The sequence below is a fragment of the Paenibacillus sp. Y280 genome, from assembly GCF_056786335.1.
Genome location: NZ_JBXCIW010000034.1, coordinates 26482 through 43358, shown reverse-complemented (window position 1 = coordinate 43358; position 16877 = coordinate 26482). Strand labels below are relative to the sequence as shown.

Annotated in this window: 15 protein-coding genes; 4 read left to right on the top strand and 11 right to left on the bottom strand. The window is 45.6% G+C overall.

Annotation, left to right across the window (positions count from 1 at the left end):
- Nucleotides 1-174 precede the first annotated feature (174 nt).
- A complete protein-coding gene (gene aceA, locus AC1TPC_RS25595) occupies nt 175-1461 on the bottom strand; it encodes an isocitrate lyase (RefSeq protein ID WP_482069556.1) in 1287 nt (428 codons plus the stop codon).
- Between the two features lie 580 nt (nt 1462-2041).
- Between aceA and AC1TPC_RS25590 the strand changes: the two genes are divergently transcribed.
- Complete coding sequence (locus AC1TPC_RS25590) at nt 2042-2983, top strand: serine O-acetyltransferase (protein ID WP_482069555.1); 942 nt, start codon at nt 2042-2044, stop codon at nt 2981-2983.
- A gap of 94 nt (nt 2984-3077) precedes the next feature.
- Here AC1TPC_RS25590 and AC1TPC_RS25585 read toward each other — a convergent pair whose 3' ends face one another.
- From AC1TPC_RS25585 to zwf, 6 genes are all read right to left on the bottom strand, one after another.
- On the bottom strand, nt 3078-3671 hold the full coding sequence (locus AC1TPC_RS25585; RefSeq protein WP_482069554.1) for a TetR/AcrR family transcriptional regulator: 594 nt from the start codon (nt 3669-3671) through the stop codon (nt 3078-3080).
- A 39-nt stretch (nt 3672-3710) separates the two neighbouring features.
- The gene (locus AC1TPC_RS25580; protein WP_482069553.1) at nt 3711-4190 is read right to left on the bottom strand and encodes a DoxX family protein; all 480 of its coding nucleotides are present in this window, start codon (nt 4188-4190) and stop codon (nt 3711-3713) included.
- Between the two features lie 195 nt (nt 4191-4385).
- A complete protein-coding gene (gene gndA / locus AC1TPC_RS25575; protein ID WP_482069552.1) occupies nt 4386-5795 on the bottom strand; it encodes an NADP-dependent phosphogluconate dehydrogenase in 1410 nt (469 codons plus the stop codon).
- Between the two features lie 93 nt (nt 5796-5888).
- Nucleotides 5889-6551, bottom strand: a complete 663-nt coding sequence (gene fsa / locus AC1TPC_RS25570; RefSeq protein ID WP_482069551.1) for a fructose-6-phosphate aldolase — start codon at nt 6549-6551, stop codon at nt 5889-5891.
- A gap of 20 nt (nt 6552-6571) precedes the next feature.
- Entirely contained in the window at nt 6572-8566 is a 1995-nt protein-coding gene (tkt, locus tag AC1TPC_RS25565; protein WP_482069561.1) for a transketolase, read from the bottom strand.
- Entirely contained in the window at nt 8550-10076 is a 1527-nt protein-coding gene (zwf, locus tag AC1TPC_RS25560; protein WP_482069550.1) for a glucose-6-phosphate dehydrogenase, read from the bottom strand. The genes tkt and zwf overlap by 17 nt, the downstream gene beginning before the upstream one ends.
- A 187-nt stretch (nt 10077-10263) precedes the next feature.
- Between zwf and AC1TPC_RS25555 the strand changes: the two genes are divergently transcribed.
- Together AC1TPC_RS25555 and AC1TPC_RS25550 are read left to right on the top strand one after the other, a co-directional pair.
- Entirely contained in the window at nt 10264-11145 is an 882-nt protein-coding gene (locus AC1TPC_RS25555; RefSeq protein WP_482069549.1) for a LysR family transcriptional regulator, read from the top strand.
- 186 nt (nt 11146-11331) lie between these two features.
- Nucleotides 11332-11976 (top strand): transmembrane-type terpene cyclase, encoded by a 645-nt coding sequence (locus AC1TPC_RS25550; RefSeq protein ID WP_482069548.1) that lies wholly within the window; start codon nt 11332-11334, stop codon nt 11974-11976.
- Nucleotides 11977-12048: 72 nt separating this feature from the next.
- Here the strand turns inward: AC1TPC_RS25550 and AC1TPC_RS25545 are convergent, their stop codons facing one another.
- From AC1TPC_RS25545 to AC1TPC_RS25530, 4 genes are all read right to left on the bottom strand, one after another.
- Nucleotides 12049-12318, bottom strand: a complete 270-nt coding sequence (locus tag AC1TPC_RS25545) for a DUF1292 domain-containing protein (RefSeq protein WP_482069547.1) — start codon at nt 12316-12318, stop codon at nt 12049-12051.
- A gap of 226 nt (nt 12319-12544) precedes the next feature.
- Nucleotides 12545-13531 carry a cell wall hydrolase gene (locus AC1TPC_RS25540; protein ID WP_482069546.1) on the bottom strand — a complete coding sequence of 329 codons (987 nt, stop codon included), beginning with the start codon at nt 13529-13531 and terminating at the stop codon, nt 12545-12547.
- Nucleotides 13532-13664: 133 nt separating this feature from the next.
- Entirely contained in the window at nt 13665-14591 is a 927-nt protein-coding gene (locus AC1TPC_RS25535) for an NAD(P)-dependent alcohol dehydrogenase (RefSeq protein WP_482069545.1), read from the bottom strand.
- Between the two features lie 169 nt (nt 14592-14760).
- Nucleotides 14761-15498, bottom strand: coding sequence for an SDR family oxidoreductase (locus AC1TPC_RS25530; RefSeq protein ID WP_482069544.1), 738 nt, complete (start codon nt 15496-15498; stop codon nt 14761-14763).
- Between the two features lie 310 nt (nt 15499-15808).
- On the opposite strand from AC1TPC_RS25530, the gene AC1TPC_RS25525 reads away from it, so the two are divergent.
- Nucleotides 15809-16729, top strand: coding sequence for an AraC family transcriptional regulator (locus AC1TPC_RS25525; RefSeq protein ID WP_482069560.1), 921 nt, complete (start codon nt 15809-15811; stop codon nt 16727-16729).
- Nucleotides 16730-16877 lie beyond the last annotated feature (148 nt).

Sequence of the window (16877 nt, the reverse complement as noted above, 5' to 3'; positions counted from 1 at the left end):
TAGTGAGTGCCTCTTTTCGTATGTGGGTTTAGTTCTTGCCGGAACGTTTCCCAGTATACTAGAGGCGCTTTTTTCTTTCAAAGCTCAAATTACTTCATTACAGGAATGGCTCCTTTTCCGTTTAACATTTGGGAAGATTGAGTATTAGCAACTGAATTACTAACAACTGAATTACTAGTAACTGAATTGATCCTGCTCCGTAGAACCTGTCAAAGCTTTCGTTGTTGAGGTGCCGCCTGAAATAACTTGCGTTACTTCATCAAAATATCCTGTGCCTACTTCCCTCTGGTGGCGAGTAGCCTCGTAACCGTCCGCTTCGATGGCAAATTCCGCTTGCTGAAGCTCGGAGTATGCAGACATCCCGCGTTCTTTATAGCTCTTCGCCAACGTGAACATACTATGGTTCAGCGCATGGAATCCAGCCAGGGTAACGAATTGGAACTTGTAGCCAAGTTGGCCTAATTGCTTCTGAAACGAAGCGATTTCCTCATCGCTCAGCTTCTTCTTCCAGTTGAATGATGGCGAACAATTATAAGCAAGCGGCTTGCCTGGGAATCTCTTATGGATCGCTTTCGCAAAACGCTCTGCTTCCTCCATATTAGGCTCCGAGGTTTCACACCAGATCATATCGGCATAAGGAGCATAAGCGAGACCTCTTGAGATGGCTTGATCCAATCCATCCTTAACATAGAAGAATCCTTCCGGCGTACGTTCACCCGTTAAGAACGGTTGATCATTCTCATCAACATCGCTCGTCAGCAAGCGCGCTGCATTGGCATCCGTTCTTGCAATCAATACCGTGTCTACTCCCATAACGTCTGCTGCAAGTCTAGCCGCCAACAGATTGCGAATCGCTTGCTGCGTCGGCAGGAGCACTTTCCCACCCAAGTGGCCGCACTTCTTCTCCGACGAGAGCTGATCTTCCAGATGGACAGCCGAGGCGCCAGCTTCGATCATCGCTTTCATCAGTTCAAATACATTTAAAGGACCACCGAAACCTGCTTCTGCATCGGCAACGATCGGTGCGAAGAAATCAATATCGCTCTTGCCTTCGGAGTGCTGGATTTGATCCGCCCTCTGCAAAGCTTGGTTAATACGTTTTACAACGTTAGGAACACTATTGGCCGGGTACAAGCTCTGGTCCGGATACATGTGGCCCGACAGATTCGCATCGGCAGCAACCTGCCAGCCGCTGAGATAAATCGCCTTCAAGCCTGCTTTAACTTGCTGTACCGCTTGATTTCCTGTTAGTGCGCCTAATGCGTGAACGTAATCCTCCTCCTGAATCAGCTCCCAAAACCGCTGCGCCCCGCGTTTGGCCAAAGTATGCTCCACCAGAACCGACCCGCGAATCCGAAGCACTTCCTCCGGCTTATAGGTACGAACAACACCCTCGTATCTTTTGGACTTCCAGTTTTCGAGCAATACTTGAACATCGTTGTTTGTCTGTTGCTGATTCATAAATATACCCCTCTCGGATGTTTGAATGTTTTCACTTAGAAATGAATGCGCTTACTTATTACACTTTCTCCAAACAGCCATTTCCTCCGCATCTGGTGCATGGGGTAATTTTCAACCCCTTGCACTTCACGCAATCCCGATCTTCCTCAAGATGCGAACTAGAACAACACATGCAATCAAGCTCTCCATTTCCGTTACATGTCGGACAATCCATTTGAAGCCCCTCCTTTGTGTTATATAACAATTAGTTGTTTATGTTGTTCATTATATAACTAAATAGGCTGTTATACAACAATTATTTTTTTGGCTATTTTAGTTATATAACAAAACGAAATGATTTCGATCTTGGGGTTGGAATTGTGATACGGTTTTGCATTTTTATAAGCTGGAAATTCCCCGGAATGATATATTTCTTGACAGAATATTGGTCTATAAATATAATTTAATTATTTTTTAAACCTATAAGAATAGTTTGTTATAATGATGAGAGATCATGCGCTTAGCACTGAGCGGATCTCTGTCCGCTCTGATCAGCCGCTACTATAGCATTTAAAGGATAACCGTTGAGGAGGAAGTACTAATGAGCAAAAATTTTCACAATCACATCAATAGCCTCGTCTCTGCGATTGCTTCCAGTCATCGAGAGGTTCCGCTGACGATATCACTGGACTCCCATCCACTTCCCAACGCAGATACCATTGTCGAAATCATCCATTTACTTAGAGAACTGCTGTTTCCCGGATACTTCGGCAAGCAAAACATCAGCAATGAAACAATGGAATATCGCATTGGCGATGTGCTGATTGAGATCCATGAAAAGATGTCGGAGCAAATCGGCCGTGTTTTAAGGCATCCGATCAACAAAAACAGAACTAACGTCGATATTGAACAAGAGACGGAGAGAATCGTTTACGAATTTCTAAGTACAATCCCGGAGCTGCGGAATGTACTTGCAACTGATGTGCAAGCTGCCTTTGACGGAGATCCTTCGGCTAACCATACGGATGAGATTATCTTCTCGTATCCCGGAATTTTCGCTGTGAGCATTTACCGATTGGCGCATGAGTTGTATTTATTGTCCGTTCCTCTCATACCGCGTATGATGACCGAATACGCCCATGGCGTTACGGGGATCGATATTCATGCTGGAGCAGCCATCGGCTCCTGGTTTTTTATTGATCATGGTACAGGGGTAGTGATCGGGGAGACGACAGTCATTGGGGACAGGGTGAAAATCTATCACGGCGTTACGCTTGGCGCGCTCTCTACACGAGGCGGACAGTTGCTGAACGGTGTGAAGCGACATCCTACGCTAGAGGAAGATGTGACAGTATACTCCGGCGCTTCTATACTTGGTGGAGATACGATTATCGGCAAAGGCGTCGTGATTGGCAGCAATGTCTTTATCTCAAAGCCAGTTCCAGCAGGAGCAAAAGTTACCGTAAAAAATCCCGAGCTCGTCATCAAGGGCCGCGCTCCGCAAGAATTTAATCAGGAGCCGTTTAACGACTGGGCCATCTGATCTTACTAAACCTATAAATCGAAAGTACGGCAGAACCTGAATATAATCAAAAAAAAAGAGCCTCTAGAAGTCGCTTCTAGGGCTCGATTTGCGTTTATTGGATTTTCAGCATACCGACCATAAATGAAGATAAATCTTGGGCAGTACATGCAATGGATGTAATAGGAAAGGAAGAGCGGGCACGCAGCCCAAGCGTTAGCAAAACGAACATTTCAGCTGTTTTGGCCGCATCAACCGATTCTAGAATAACACCGTGCTGCTGGCCGCTCTTAATCCATTGCTTGGATAAATACACGGAGCGCTCATAAAAGTTTTTCAGCACCTCCGCAACCGCAGGCTCATCCTGCTTGCCAAACAAATACATGAGAACCTTGTTCGTCACGTCCTGCTCGTCTTCCAGCTTCGCAACGTTTTCTGAAATTTTTTGCATCGGTCCGTCGAACGTTTTTGGAACCTGCTCCACTTCGTTCATAAATTTCTTGTTGGTCTCTTCGAGCTGTTCTTGCAGCACCCAGGCAAAAATTTCATTTTTACTCTTAACATAATGGAAAATAGCTCCCTTGGATAATCCCGATTTATCCATAATGTCTTTCATGGTGACTTCGTGACAGCCTTTTCCCGTTAACAGCTCTTTGGTTGCTTCAAGCAATTGCCGTATCGTTTGTGCCCTGCGTTCCTCTTGCTTCAAAATAATTCCTCCATCATCATCATACCGAATTATGACTAATTATATCTCTTTTGCTCTTCGTTGTATGGTTGTGCGACGGCGCATATGGAATATCAAGACTGCGATAGTCGCTGACAAGAAGACTAGCTGCATAAGCGTGCGCGGCACCAAAGTGTCTGCCGATTTATCCGCTATGCCAGCGAGCGCAGCATACACATTCGCCGGGAACATTGCGATGAGCAAGGCGGTTAGACCACCGGCTGCCCAAGGGGCAGTCCTCTGGTGCAGCAGTCCCGCAGCGCCAGCAAGCTCCAATATACCCGTAATGGTGACGATTAAGCCGGGACTAGGCAGCGCTGGCGGAACCATGCTGATGAGGTCCGCGCGCATAAAGACGAAGTGGACGACACCGGTCAATACAAACATAGCCGCTAGCCCGCCCCGCAATGCAACCGACCAATGACGCAACCGGCGCACCCCAGCGGCTCCAGCAACAAGAATCGCCAGCGTGACGGCAACAAGAACAATAAGTGGCTCCATTCGTGATCCCTCCTGCATTTCACTATTTATATGTTTATAATATATACCGACTAACGGTTTGTAAATAGGTGAAATTGAAAAGCACTCCTATATACGATAATGAAAGTTCGAAACTTCATTATCATTCATAAGAGTGCTGTGTTTGATGTTACATTAATCGACCAGATGAAATGATTGCATTAAAAAGGTTACTCGTTATTTCATCCATTGGAAATGAAAGCTGCCTTGTTGGTCAAGCCGCTCGAAAGTATGCGCTCCAAAATAATCCCTTTGCGCTTGCAGCAGGTTAGCCGGCAGCCTTTCAGAGCGATAGCTGTCATAATAAGCTAAAGCGGAAGAAAAAGCAGGAACCGGAATTCCCCTCGTTACAGCAATAGCTATTACATTTCTCCATGCTTCTTGGTAGCTTTCAACTACGCCTCTGAAATAATCGTCCAAGAACAGGTTTTTCAGAGCAGGATCCCGATCATAAGCATCCTTAATATTTTGCAGGAAGCCGGCGCGAATAATACAGCCTCCGCGGAATATCATCGCAATGCTGCCATAGTTCAATCCCCATTTGTACTCGTCGGAAGCGGCTCTCATCTGTGCAAAGCCTTGCGCATACGATGCGATTTTGCTCGTGTACAAAGCTTTGCGAACGGCCTCGATAAACGCCTTAGGATCGCCATCATAGCAAGGTGCCTCAGGGCCATTCAACCGCTTGCTTGCTGCCACGCGTTCTTCTTTCATGGCGGAGATAAACCGTGCAAACACGGATTCCGTAATAATGGACAATGGAACTCCCAAATCGAGTGCGCTTTGACTGGTCCATTTCCCGGTACCCTTTTGTCCAGCCGAATCAAGGATTACATCCACCATCGGCTTGCCTGTATCCGGATCTGTCTTGCCGAAAATGTCAGCCGTTATTTCGATTAAGTAACTATCCAGCTCGCCGTTGTTCCATTCCGTGAATATGTCATGCAGCTCGCTTGTATTTAAATGCAGTACATCCTTGAGCAAATGATACGCTTCGCCAATGAGCTGCATGTCGCCGTACTCGATGCCGTTGTGCACCATTTTAACATAATGACCGGCGCCGTCTTCACCGATGTAAGTGGAGCAAGCATCGCCGTTAACTTTGGCTGAAATTGCAGTCAAGATTGGCTCTACCAGCTCATAAGCGTCCTTTTGTCCGCCTGGCATAATGGAAGGACCATTCAGCGCTCCCTCTTCGCCGCCCGAAATACCGGCGCCGATAAAGCGGAAGCCTTTCGCTTGCAGATCTTTATTTCTTCTTTGCGTATCGGGGAAATGCGCGTTTCCGCCGTCAATGAGAATATCTCCTTGACTGAGGTAAGGCAAGAGCTGATTAATCGTATCGTCAGTCGGCTGTCCCGCTTTTACCATAATCAATATTTTACGCGGCGTCTCAAGCGCTTGGACAAACTCCTCGACACTGAAGGTGCCTGCGAAGTTTTTACCTGGCGCTTCCGCCAAAAGCTCGTTCGTTTTCTCAGGTGAACGATTATATATAGCAACCGAGAACCCCTTGCTTTCCATGTTCAAGGCAAGATTTTTGCCCATGACGGCTAAGCCGACCACGCCAATTTGCTGTTTTTGCATCGTATATACCTCCCTGATTATCGAGCAGAATGCGGAAAGCGATTGCCGGTGCCATAACCGTCACTATGCAATCCGCATTCTATGAATCCATTCTTAAAGTGTTTTTTTCCAATCGGCTGCGAATTTCTCCATCCCTTGATCCGTCAATGGATGCTTCGATATTTGTTCGATAACCGTAAACGGAATCGTTGCGATATGCGCGCCTGCCATCGCAACGCGAGTGACGTGATCCGGGTGGCGGACAGAAGCAGCGATAATTTGCGCGTCCAGGTTATGAATGCGGAATAATTCGGCTACCTTCACGATTAGTTGGACGCCATCCTCCGAGATGTCGTCCAAGCGGCCCAGAAACGGGGAGACATAGGTAGCGCCTGCACGAGCAGCAAGGAGCGCTTGGTTCACCGTGAAGATCAACGTAACATTTGTTTTTACGCCTTTTTTGGTTAAATAACGGCAAGCCTCTAAGCCTGCAAGCGTCATTGGAAGCTTGATCGTGATGTTTTTGTCATGGTTATTGATTTTGATCAACTCATTCGCTTGCGCGATCATTTCTTCTGCTGTAATCGCATCAGGCGTAACTTCAGCGGATACGGATTCAACTTCAGGCACCTCTCGCAAAATTTCTGCAATGCGGTCCTCGAACTTCACTCCTTCTTTGGCAACCAAAGATGGGTTCGTCGTTACGCCGGATAAAACGCCAATTTTGTACGCTTTTTTAATGTCTTCCACATTTGCCGTATCGATAAAAAATTTCATAATGTTCAACCTCCATTTTTTTAATTGCTGAGCAATTCTTTAGTCAGGCGAACCACATTATTTACTGAAAAACCGAAATACTCCATAACTTCATTGCCGGGTCCTGAAGCGCCGAACGTATCGATGGACAATACTTTTCCGGTTGGTCCCATGTAACGCTCCCAGCCAAGCGATATTCCGGCTTCAATAGCCATCCGCTTCGTGACGGAAGCAGGAAGGACAGTCTCCTTGTACGCTTCGGATTGCCGGTCGAACAGCTCTCTGCTCGGCATCGCAACTACGCGTACAGACAGGTTTTCCCGCTCCAGCTCCGCTTTGGCGCTAACCGCCAGAGAAACTTCTGATCCCGTTCCGATAAGGATCACATCCGGCTGATCGTTCGTTTCCGTCAGCACATAAGCTCCTTTGGCCACCCCGTCAACATTTGCTTTCGTCGCTTCATAAACGGGTAGGTTTTGGCGGCTCAGGACAAGCGCTACCGGGCCTTGTTTTTGCTGCAGCGCATACGCCCATGCGTTTGCCGTTTCATTGGCATCCGTTGGCCGGATGACCGTAAGTCCCGGAATCGTCCGAAGAGCTGCGAGGTGCTCGACTGGCTCATGAGTCGGGCCATCTTCCCCAACGGCAATCGAATCATGGGTAAAGACATAAATGACAGGCAGCTTTTGCAGAGCAGCCAAACGAATCGACGGTCGCAAATAATCGCTAAATACGAAGAAAGTGCTGACGAACGGTTTTACGCCGCCATGCAGTGCCATGCCGTTGCCGGCTGCGCCCATCGCATGCTCGCGAACGCCAAAGTAGATGTTGCGTCCCGCATAAGACTCCACCGCAAAGGTTTGCTCTCCGCTAATATCCGTCATCGTAGAATGCGATAAATCGGCGCTGCCTCCAAAAATCGATGGAACGGATTTGATGTAGTGATTGATTGCTGCACCGCTTGCTATACGGGTAGAAACGGTTTTGGACGCGTCAAACGTAAGGATGTCTTCCGCTTCAAACAAAACAGACCCGTCGATAACCTGCTCGAGCTCCTCGCCAAGCGAAGGATGCTGCGCTTTATAGGAAGCTAACAATCTGTTCCATTCTTCTTCTTTTGCCCCGCCTTTATGCTTAAGCTGTTCAAAGTGGGTTTTGACTTCATTTGGAACGGCAAACTCTTCCTCGTACTGCCAGCCATAAACCTCCTTGGTTGCCTTTGCCTCTTCCTTGCCAAGCGGATTGCCATGCGCTTTATTCGTTCCCGCTACCTTCTTGCTTCCATAGCCGATAATCGTCCGAATTTCGATAAGGGTTGGCTGCGAATCGTTTTGCTTAGCTGCTTCGATCGCTTTCGTAATTTGAGCTGCGTCGTTGCCGTCCTCGACTCTTATATATTGCCACTGAGCCGATTCCGCCCTTTTTTGCATATTTTCCCCAAAAGAAAGGCTCAGCTCTCCATCCAGCGAAATATCGTTGGAATCATACAATACAACTAATTTGCCCAGCTTCATATGACCCGCCATGGACATTGCCTCGTACGCGACGCCTTCCATCAAACATCCGTCTCCAACAAGAGCGTACGTATAATGATCGATTACCGGGAAACCGCTTTGGTTGAATTTCGAAGCAAGATGAGCTTCGGCCATAGCCATTCCGACAGCCATAGCAAGACCTTGACCTAAAGGTCCTGTCGTTGCTTCTACGCCATCCGTATGACCAAATTCAGGATGCCCTGGCGTTTTGCTGTTCAGCTTGCGAAACTGTTTTAAATCTTCAATCGACACGTTATATCCTGACAAATGCAGGAGACTATAAAGTAAAGCCGAGCCATGCCCCGCAGAGAGAACGAAGCGGTCGCGGTTAAACCATTTGGCGTGAGCCGGATTATGATTAAGCAGTTTGGACCAAAGGGCATAAGCCATTGGCGCAGCACCCATTGGCAAGCCTGGATGGCCTGAATTAGCGCTGTTTATGGCATCAATAGACAAAGTTCGGATCGTATCAATAGCTAGCTGGTCAATGGTTTGTGTGATAGGCATATTGTTCTCCTTTTATCGTTTCTATTTCTTGCTCTGGCTTGGAATCGAACCACCAATGATAGCCGTCTCTCGCGAGCAGTTCATCGGACTCGGCAGGACCGTAAGTGCCGGCAGCATAAAGGTGAAGCGGAACAAGATTTTCTTCAAAAGCGTGCAAGATCGGTTGAACCCATTTCCAGGACAATTCAACTTCATCCCAGTGCGCAAAGAACGTTGGGTCTCCGTGCAAAGCGTCGTACAGCAAATTTTCATAGGCTTCGGGCACATCATTGCGACTTGTGTGAAAATCGATTTGAATCGGTTTGAACTCCCCTTTTTGCTGCGGGTCCCTTGTATTTAATTGCAGCGTAATGCCTTCGTTTGGACTGATTTCAAATACCAACAGATTAGGAATTTGACTTTCGTCATTAGCCCGAGAATGCTGCTTTAAAGGTTCTTTGAATTCGATAACGATTCGCGTAGATTTCTCCATCATTCTTTTGCCGGTTCGAATATAAAAAGGGACGTCACGCCAAAACACATCGTCGATCTGAAGTCTAGCGGCTATAAATGTATCATTCATTGATGTTTGCGCAATACTTGGTTCGGAAGTATAACCGATAACGGGCTTTCCTTGGATCGTTCCCGCTTTGTACTGGCCGCGGATAACGCTCGCTTTCACATCCTCTTTTTGCAGCGGCTCGAGGGATTCCATCACCAGTTTCTTTTTAAAGCGCACATCCTCGGAGCTGCTGTTTTTCGGAAGGTGAATGGCCAGCATCATAAGCAGCTGCAGCATATGATTTTGGAACATATCTCTAACAGCACCTACATGATCGTAATAGCCCGCTCTTTCTTCAACGCCGACCGTTTCGTTTGCCGTTATCTGCACGTTGGCAATGTAACGATTGGACCATAAGGCCTGAAGAACCGGATTCGTCTGCTGCAATACTTCAAGCTTCTGTACCATCGGTTTGCCAAGATAATGATCGATGCGAAAAATTTCATGCTCCGCAAAAGCTTTGCTCAGCTTTTGATTCAAATCCCGGGCAGATTGCAAATCATGGCCAAACGGTTTCTCGATCATCAGCCGTTTCCAGCCATTCGCGGAACCTAGGCCGCTTTCTTTGATGTTTGCTGCTATCGTTTCAAAAAATTCAGGTCCAACGGATAAATAAAACATTCGGTTAGGCACGAGGTCCAGCTCTTGCTCCCTTTGTTCAACCAGTTGCAGAAGCTTCAAGTAATCCTCTTTATGTCCTACATCCAAAACGCTGTAACGGAATGCGCTTATAAAGCTTTTCACTAATGCAGGATTGCTCGCCTCGCGTCTAGAGAAGGTGCGAAGAGACTGCTCGACATTTGCCTGAAATGCTTCATCAGATAGCTCTCTTCTTCCAAGACCAATGACTGCGAATGATTGCGGCAGCTTTTGGTCAACAAATAAATTAAACAAGGCAGGGTAAATTTTTCTTTTGGCTAAATCCCCAGTTGCTCCAAACAAGACAAGCGTTGTTGCGTCCATTTTTATTTCTCCTTCCAGCATCGTTTCTCTCGGTATCCTTTGGGCATAGACCATGGCGATAGCGGCTGTAACAGCAATGCTTTCACCGTTGCCTCACCCTTATGCTCTGGTTTCTTTTTCTTAATTCCACTATAATACGAATATCACCTATACAAGTAATTAATATATTTCACAGGAGCTATAGACCATGTCTATGAACAATTATGAGCTGTATAAGGTTTTTTATTGGGCTGCCAAGACAGGCAGCTTAACTCAAGCTTCCAAATTTTTGTATATCACCCAACCGAGCGTCAGCCATGCCATCAAGCAGCTTGAAGAAAGCTTTGGCATCACGTTGTTTTACCGGAATTCCAAAGGCGTTGCTCTAACACAGGAAGGCGCCATCCTCTATTCCTATATTGAAAAGTCTCAAATCTTAATCTCGCTCGCAGAAGAAAAGCTGGCTGCACTAAAAAATCTCGACAGCGGCGAGCTTCGGATCGGCGGAAGCGATTCGCTGTTCAAGCATTATTTGCTGCCTTACTTAGAGGAATTTCATCAGAGCTTTCCCGGCGTCAAGCTTCAACTCATTCATGGAACGACGCCTGAAATCATTGCATTCTTAAAAGAGGGAAAAATCGATTTAGGCGTCGTTCGAATGCCTATCGTCGATCCGCAGCTTGAAGTCAAGGAAGGCATCCAGCTGCAGGATTGCTTTGTAGCGGGGGCCCGCTATGCCGAGCTTAAGGACACGGTGCTGTCGCTTGAGCTGCTGCTCCAATACCCCGTCATCCTATTTTCGCGCAATAGCCGGGCACGCATGGCCATTACGGAATTATTCCAAGGCTACAGCCTGGAGCTCAAACCTGAAATCGAGGTCGGAAGCGTAGATCTTCTCATCGAGTTTGCGCGGAAAGGACTCGGAATCTCTTATGTTACTAGAGAATTTGTTTCCAAGGAGCTGGATGATGGCTCCCTCTTCGAGATTCAATTAGACGTGGAGCTGCCGCCTTCTCAGGTAGGAACGATGATTATGCGCAACATGCCGCTTTCCAGTGCGGCAAGTCATTTTATTGAGCGTATTAGATAGCAACTAATCATGCGGCAATACAAAAATGGTTGAGCAGACGACAAGTCGGCTCAACCATTTCTTTTGTATTTAGTGCAGTCCACCGCTATTCTGCCTAAGGTCTACATAAATGGCTTGTTTCATATACATAGACAACCTATATTCATGTCCAACGACTATTTTCTGAAAGGATGCGAATGCCGCCGTATGGAAAATCTGTTGCCGCTAAACGTACAATTTTTGCTGCTGATTGGGGTAACCCTATTTTGGACTATCGTCTATATTCTCGTTATTTATAAAGGGTTTAAGGATAAGTCCTGCGGAATGCCCCTTGCCTGCATATGTGCAAACGTTACATGGGAGTTTCTATTTACGTTTATTATGCCGTTCCATCCGCTTCAGCAAGTCGTAACCTTCATATGGTTCTTATTGGACTGTATCATTCTGTATCAATATCTCATTTATTCCAAAGGTTTATATTCAAAAAGCACGCTTTATACCTCCGTCTTCTCCTTGCTCGTTATCGCTTTGCTGCTTCATTACGGAATGGCGGTGGAATTCCATGATAAAATGGGGGTTTATTCAGCCTTCGGCATCAACCTGATGATGTCTGTTCTCTTCATAAGAATGCTGCTGATCAAGGACCTTCGAGGCCAATCTTTATCTATTGCTTATTTCAAAATGATAGGTACCGTATGCGCTTCCGTCTTCTGCTTCATGCTTTATCCGCAATCCTTGTTATTGATGATTATGTATGTGTTGATCTTTATACTGGACATCGCGTACATTTTGCTCGTTTACAACCATTCAACTCAAGTAATAATAGTCGCTTCGGGTTCGGAATTCCGTTAACACAACGAGGCTGCCATTTAAATAATGTCAGCCTCATCCTAAAGTTTATTGCGCTATATTGCATTCTTCTCCTTATCTTTCCTCTAAAGCTGCTTCAAAAGCCGAAGAAACTTTTTCAAATTCCTCATCTTTTTCGATCACCGAAAGCTCATCATTCTCATTGACTTGCAGGAAGAAAACATCTATATCCTCTTTTTCATTCTCTCCAACCTCAAGCTCGTCCAAGTATGCGACTGCTATATAATGTTGGTTCTCCAAATCTAGTGAACCCAATACCTCAACCTCTTGTTCAACTCCCTCATCGTCCACTAACGTGAGAACTTCACCGTTTTCAATCTCCATATTAACCCTCCCTAAATCATATTATTTCTGAAGTATTGTTCCACAAAGCATTAAAAAAATTCATTAATTATCAATCCTATATCTTAGTGCCGGAGAAGCAGCCGATTAGCATTAGAGTCATGATCCACATTTTGATATCCCACTTCTATATGTATATATATGCGCGCGAGGCCACTCAAAAAAAAAAAAAAAAAACCGCTATGGCCAATGGCCATAACGGACTTTCCTATTTCGCAAAACTATGATGGCCGATCGTCGTAATGACGTCCAGGCTGGACCAAAACGATCCTTTGGAAACCTCGGGATTGAAGAAGTAAACAGCGTTCCCGACGTTATTTTTTCCATTTAAGGCATCCTTAGCCGCGCGCAGAACGCTTGCGTTAGGTTTGCTTTTGTCAAGAGTACCATTATGGGCCGGAGGAAACTGCTTCCCTGAATAAATTACGTCGCGTACCGAATCCGGGAAGCTTGCACTTTTCACTCTATTCAATATTACGTTCGCTAAGCCAAGCTGCCCCTCATAGGATTCATATCCGGCTTCAACCATAGTAATTTTGGCGAGCAGCATGAGGTCCGATTGCGTGAACGGTTCTGCTGCTTTATCGTAAATCGTAGGTATAACGACCTTAAGCTTCGTTCCCGGTTTGATCACCGCTTTGCTGTCCAGTCCGTTTCGCTTCAATAGCTCAGTCTTGGTGCCGCCAAATTCCTTGCTGATGTGATCCAATCCGTACTCTTCCGTTATGACGGCTGGCTGTACCATTACTAGCTCGACAACATCTAGCTCCGTATTCAAATTCACGTTTGCATGCAGCAATTCCGCCAATTGGCGCATAGGAGCATACAGCCTGCCCTCTGTTAGTAAAGGTACCGTTTCAAGCTGGTAGCGTGCTTCATTGAAATAAACAACCGGCACTCCATTTCCCAGCACGATCGAATCGCCCAATACGGTATGTATCGTTACTTCTTCATTGACGTTATCCCAGCTTGACTTCGCGCCAAACATTTCAGCTATGCGAGCTACAGGCGCGTACAATCTTCCATCCTGCATAAAAAAAGGGTCTTTCATCTTTACGGTTTCGCCATTAAGCTTTATCTTCATATTATTAGCTTCCCCAGCGGATACGGTGGACATTGGTCCGATATAAAGCAGTAGCAATCCTAAAACCATTGCCATAATAAGCCTTCTAACTGGCTTGTTTTCTCTGATCATACGTACCTCCCAGCACTTGAAGTTGGTGTAATCTGCCAACGTTAAGCTTCTGGGCAAAATTATATCACAGCTTAATAGGTCTTTAGGATTAACATTTTCACAGAATTGAACGAGAATGACAAAATAGTGCGTGTTAGACTTTGTTACCTTGCACCACAGTAATGACTACATTTCCTCTTTTGTGCCCTTTCTCTACGTATCTGTGAGCTTCAGGAATTTGTTCCAGCGTATAGCGCCGATCAATAACTGACTTTAATTTTCCTGCTTCAATAAGCTCTTTGAGAAAATTTAAATCTCCAGTAAGCACCTTTGCTATTCCCTGCCCTTCAACGGACACAAATTTCCCGTTCGCAGTCAGTGCTTTCTTGCAAGCTGATTTCGAAATTTTCCCAACTGCATCAAAGATGAGATCATAATGCTCTCCATTTTGCGTAAAATCCTCTTTCGTGTAATCGATTGCCTTATCGGCTCCCAGCGATTTCACCAGCTCAAAATTTGCGGAACTGCATACCCCGGTAACCTCTGCCCCATAATACTTGGCAAGCTGTACCGCGGAAGTTCCTACCGCTCCAGAAGCTCCATAGATAAGAACCTTTTGTCCGTTTTGGATATGAGCTTTTCTAAAAAAGTGCAAGGCTGTCGTTCCGCCAAAAGGAACGGCAGCTGCTTCCTCATAGGTCACATTAGCCGGTTTTATGGCCATAAATCCGGTTTCAGGCTGACAGGTGTACTCGGCATAACAACCAAAATTCATTTCTGTTATTGCAAAAACCTGATCACCCTTTTTAAATCGTTTTACATTTTTGCCTACTGCTTCGATTTCTCCGGATAACTCTACCCCAAGTATAGGCTTTCTCGGTTTTCTGATTCCTAAAAATAATCGCATGGGGATCCAGAACAAGAGAGGGCTGTTGAAACCACGAACTCTACAGTCACCTGATGTTACTGTCGTCGCATGAACTTTTACCAGTACCTCATTGTCTTTGGGAGCAGCTTTTTCTACCTCTTTGAGTTGAAGAACATCCGGTGATCCATACTTTGTGCATACAATCGCTTTCATGCGCTTCCTCCATACCTCAATTTGGCATTAGTATAACGCATCACGGGTTTGACATCTAGATCCTAAAGTGTTGTTTTGAGCATACTTTAGGCAATTGTAACGCTGCTTCAAAAAAAAAACCGTTTACCCCGTAATGGAATGGGTAAACGATTGATTGGCTATTTAATGTTTAAGCAAGACTTGCCGTTGGCCTTACAATGATTTCATTCACATCCACATCGGCTGGCTGCTCAATAGCGTATAACATTGCGCGAGCAATAGCTGACGCTGGAATTGAAATTCGCCTAAACTCCTTCATGACCTGCCTTGCTTCATCATTTGTGATACTCTCTGCAAGCTCAGATTCCGTAACACCCGGTGATACTAGCGTCACGCGAATATCACCTCCCACCTCTTGGCGCAAGCCTTCAGAGATGGCGCGTACAGCATACTTCGTAGCACAGTACACTGCTGCAGTTGGAGATACTGAATATGCGCCAATAGAACCCATGTTAATAAACTGACCAAACCCTTGTTTCTTCATAATTGGAAGGCCAGCAGCAATGCCATGTAGAACGCCTCGAATATTTACATCGATCATGCGATCCCATTCTTCAACGTTGAGAGCATCCAAGGGCGAAAGAGGCATAATGCCGGCATTATTAATCACGACATCGAGACGTCCGAAACGGCTTTGCGCAAAGTCAATAAATGACTCCATTTGTTCATGCTTGGTCACATCCAAGGTTTTATATTCAACTGAACCTCCTTCTGAGCGAAGCGAGGATGCAAGGGCCTCCAATTTTTCTGTTCGTCTTGCGCCAATGACGAGATGAGCACCATTTTGAGCGAGCAGACGCGCAGCAGCCTCACCAATACCGCTGCTTCCTCCTGTAATGACTACAACTTTACCTTTAATGTTAGACATTATATTCTCTCCTTTGATTATCTTATTATTTCCAACTTTACTTGACTGTTTCTGCAACCATTAGGATAATAAATTGGAATGAATGGTCTGAATGGCTTACATTCGTTTCTCTCGAAACAGGATCATACCAGCATGGTAGAGAACCCCTTCTCGGAAATCTCCCTCGCATAGATTTTTTCTTTTATTTGAGTCACATTCATTATGTAACAATTAGAATTTCAGGAGATAGCATAATTGCACATAATTATTGCCTAATCCTCCAAATAGCCATAAAATGAAGCAATCAGAGGTCAGAAATGGAGGAGTTATGATGACAAGTGAAATGAGGCAGGAAGAAGAGGTGATGAAGCAGCAAAAGGAATTGGCACTGCTCATAGACCGTTTTACTAAAAATGACGGCACTTACTCGACAGCCATTCCTTCCATGCATTTCATTCGAGTGTCCAAACAATCAGAACCTATACATTCGATCCATAAACCAGCATTGTGTATTGTAGCGAATGGATCGAAGCTGGTTATGCTGGCTGAGGAATGCTATCAATATGATCCAGCTTCTTACCTTGTCGTCTCCGTTGATTTGCCTATTTCCGGACAAGTCATTCAAGCGACTTCAGATTCCCCTTACTTGTGTCTCCGGCTTGATTTTGAACCGGATCAAATTTTTGACATCATCAGAGAGTCCAATCAAGCATGGGACAAAAAAGGCGACTCCGGTCGCGGATTGTTTATAAGTAAAACAAAGCTCTCGCTTCTTGAGGCCGTATTGAGGCTCGTTCGCCTATTGGAAACGCCGCAGGATATTCCCGTACTTGCACCTTTGGTCATACGTGAAATTTTTTACCGGATCCTAAAAGATGAACATGGCGATTCCGTCAAACAGTTCGCCCAAATGGGCAGCCGTGCACAACGTATCGCGAAAGTCATTGATCTAATCAAGTATGATTTCGTCAAGCCGCTGCGTATCGACCAATTAGCAATGGCAGTAAACATGAGTCCTTCATCCCTACATCATCATTTCAAGGACATTACGGCCATGAGCCCTTTGCAGTATCAAAAACAGATCCGATTGCAGGAAGCTCGCCGTCTACTGCTTTCTGAGACTATGGACGCTGCCGATGCTGGATTCCAAGTTGGCTATGAAAGTCCATCTCATTTTAGCCGCGAATATGCTCGAATGTTCGGCCTTCCCCCTATGAGCGATATCAAACGTCTCCGCGACTCCTTAACTTAACTACTTCTATTTGACTAATTGTTGATTTGAATTGTACGATATTTAAATAAGTAATGTTGAGGTCGTGAAGAACACGCCGCTTCCATGCAATGGACTTCCTAATCATGTAATAGGGGGGGATTGTATAGGGGCGGCTTTTTCTTTTCTT

Coding starts and splice junctions, on each gene's coding strand:
- aceA (WP_482069556.1), bottom strand. CDS start 1,461: ATGAATCAGCAACAGACAAACAACGATGTTCAAGTATTGCTCGAAAAC.
- AC1TPC_RS25590 (WP_482069555.1), top strand. CDS start 2,042: ATGAGCAAAAATTTTCACAATCACATCAATAGCCTCGTCTCTGCGATT.
- AC1TPC_RS25580 (WP_482069553.1), bottom strand. CDS start 4,190: ATGGAGCCACTTATTGTTCTTGTTGCCGTCACGCTGGCGATTCTTGTT.
- gndA (WP_482069552.1), bottom strand. CDS start 5,795: ATGCAAAAACAGCAAATTGGCGTGGTCGGCTTAGCCGTCATGGGCAAA.
- fsa (WP_482069551.1), bottom strand. CDS start 6,551: ATGAAATTTTTTATCGATACGGCAAATGTGGAAGACATTAAAAAAGCG.
- zwf (WP_482069550.1), bottom strand. CDS start 10,076: ATGGACGCAACAACGCTTGTCTTGTTTGGAGCAACTGGGGATTTAGCC.
- AC1TPC_RS25555 (WP_482069549.1), top strand. CDS start 10,264: ATGTCTATGAACAATTATGAGCTGTATAAGGTTTTTTATTGGGCTGCC.
- AC1TPC_RS25550 (WP_482069548.1), top strand. CDS start 11,332: ATGGAAAATCTGTTGCCGCTAAACGTACAATTTTTGCTGCTGATTGGG.
- AC1TPC_RS25545 (WP_482069547.1), bottom strand. CDS start 12,318: ATGGAGATTGAAAACGGTGAAGTTCTCACGTTAGTGGACGATGAGGGA.
- AC1TPC_RS25540 (WP_482069546.1), bottom strand. CDS start 13,531: ATGATCAGAGAAAACAAGCCAGTTAGAAGGCTTATTATGGCAATGGTT.
- AC1TPC_RS25535 (WP_482069545.1), bottom strand. CDS start 14,591: ATGAAAGCGATTGTATGCACAAAGTATGGATCACCGGATGTTCTTCAA.
- AC1TPC_RS25530 (WP_482069544.1), bottom strand. CDS start 15,498: ATGTCTAACATTAAAGGTAAAGTTGTAGTCATTACAGGAGGAAGCAGC.
- AC1TPC_RS25525 (WP_482069560.1), top strand. CDS start 15,809: ATGACAAGTGAAATGAGGCAGGAAGAAGAGGTGATGAAGCAGCAAAAG.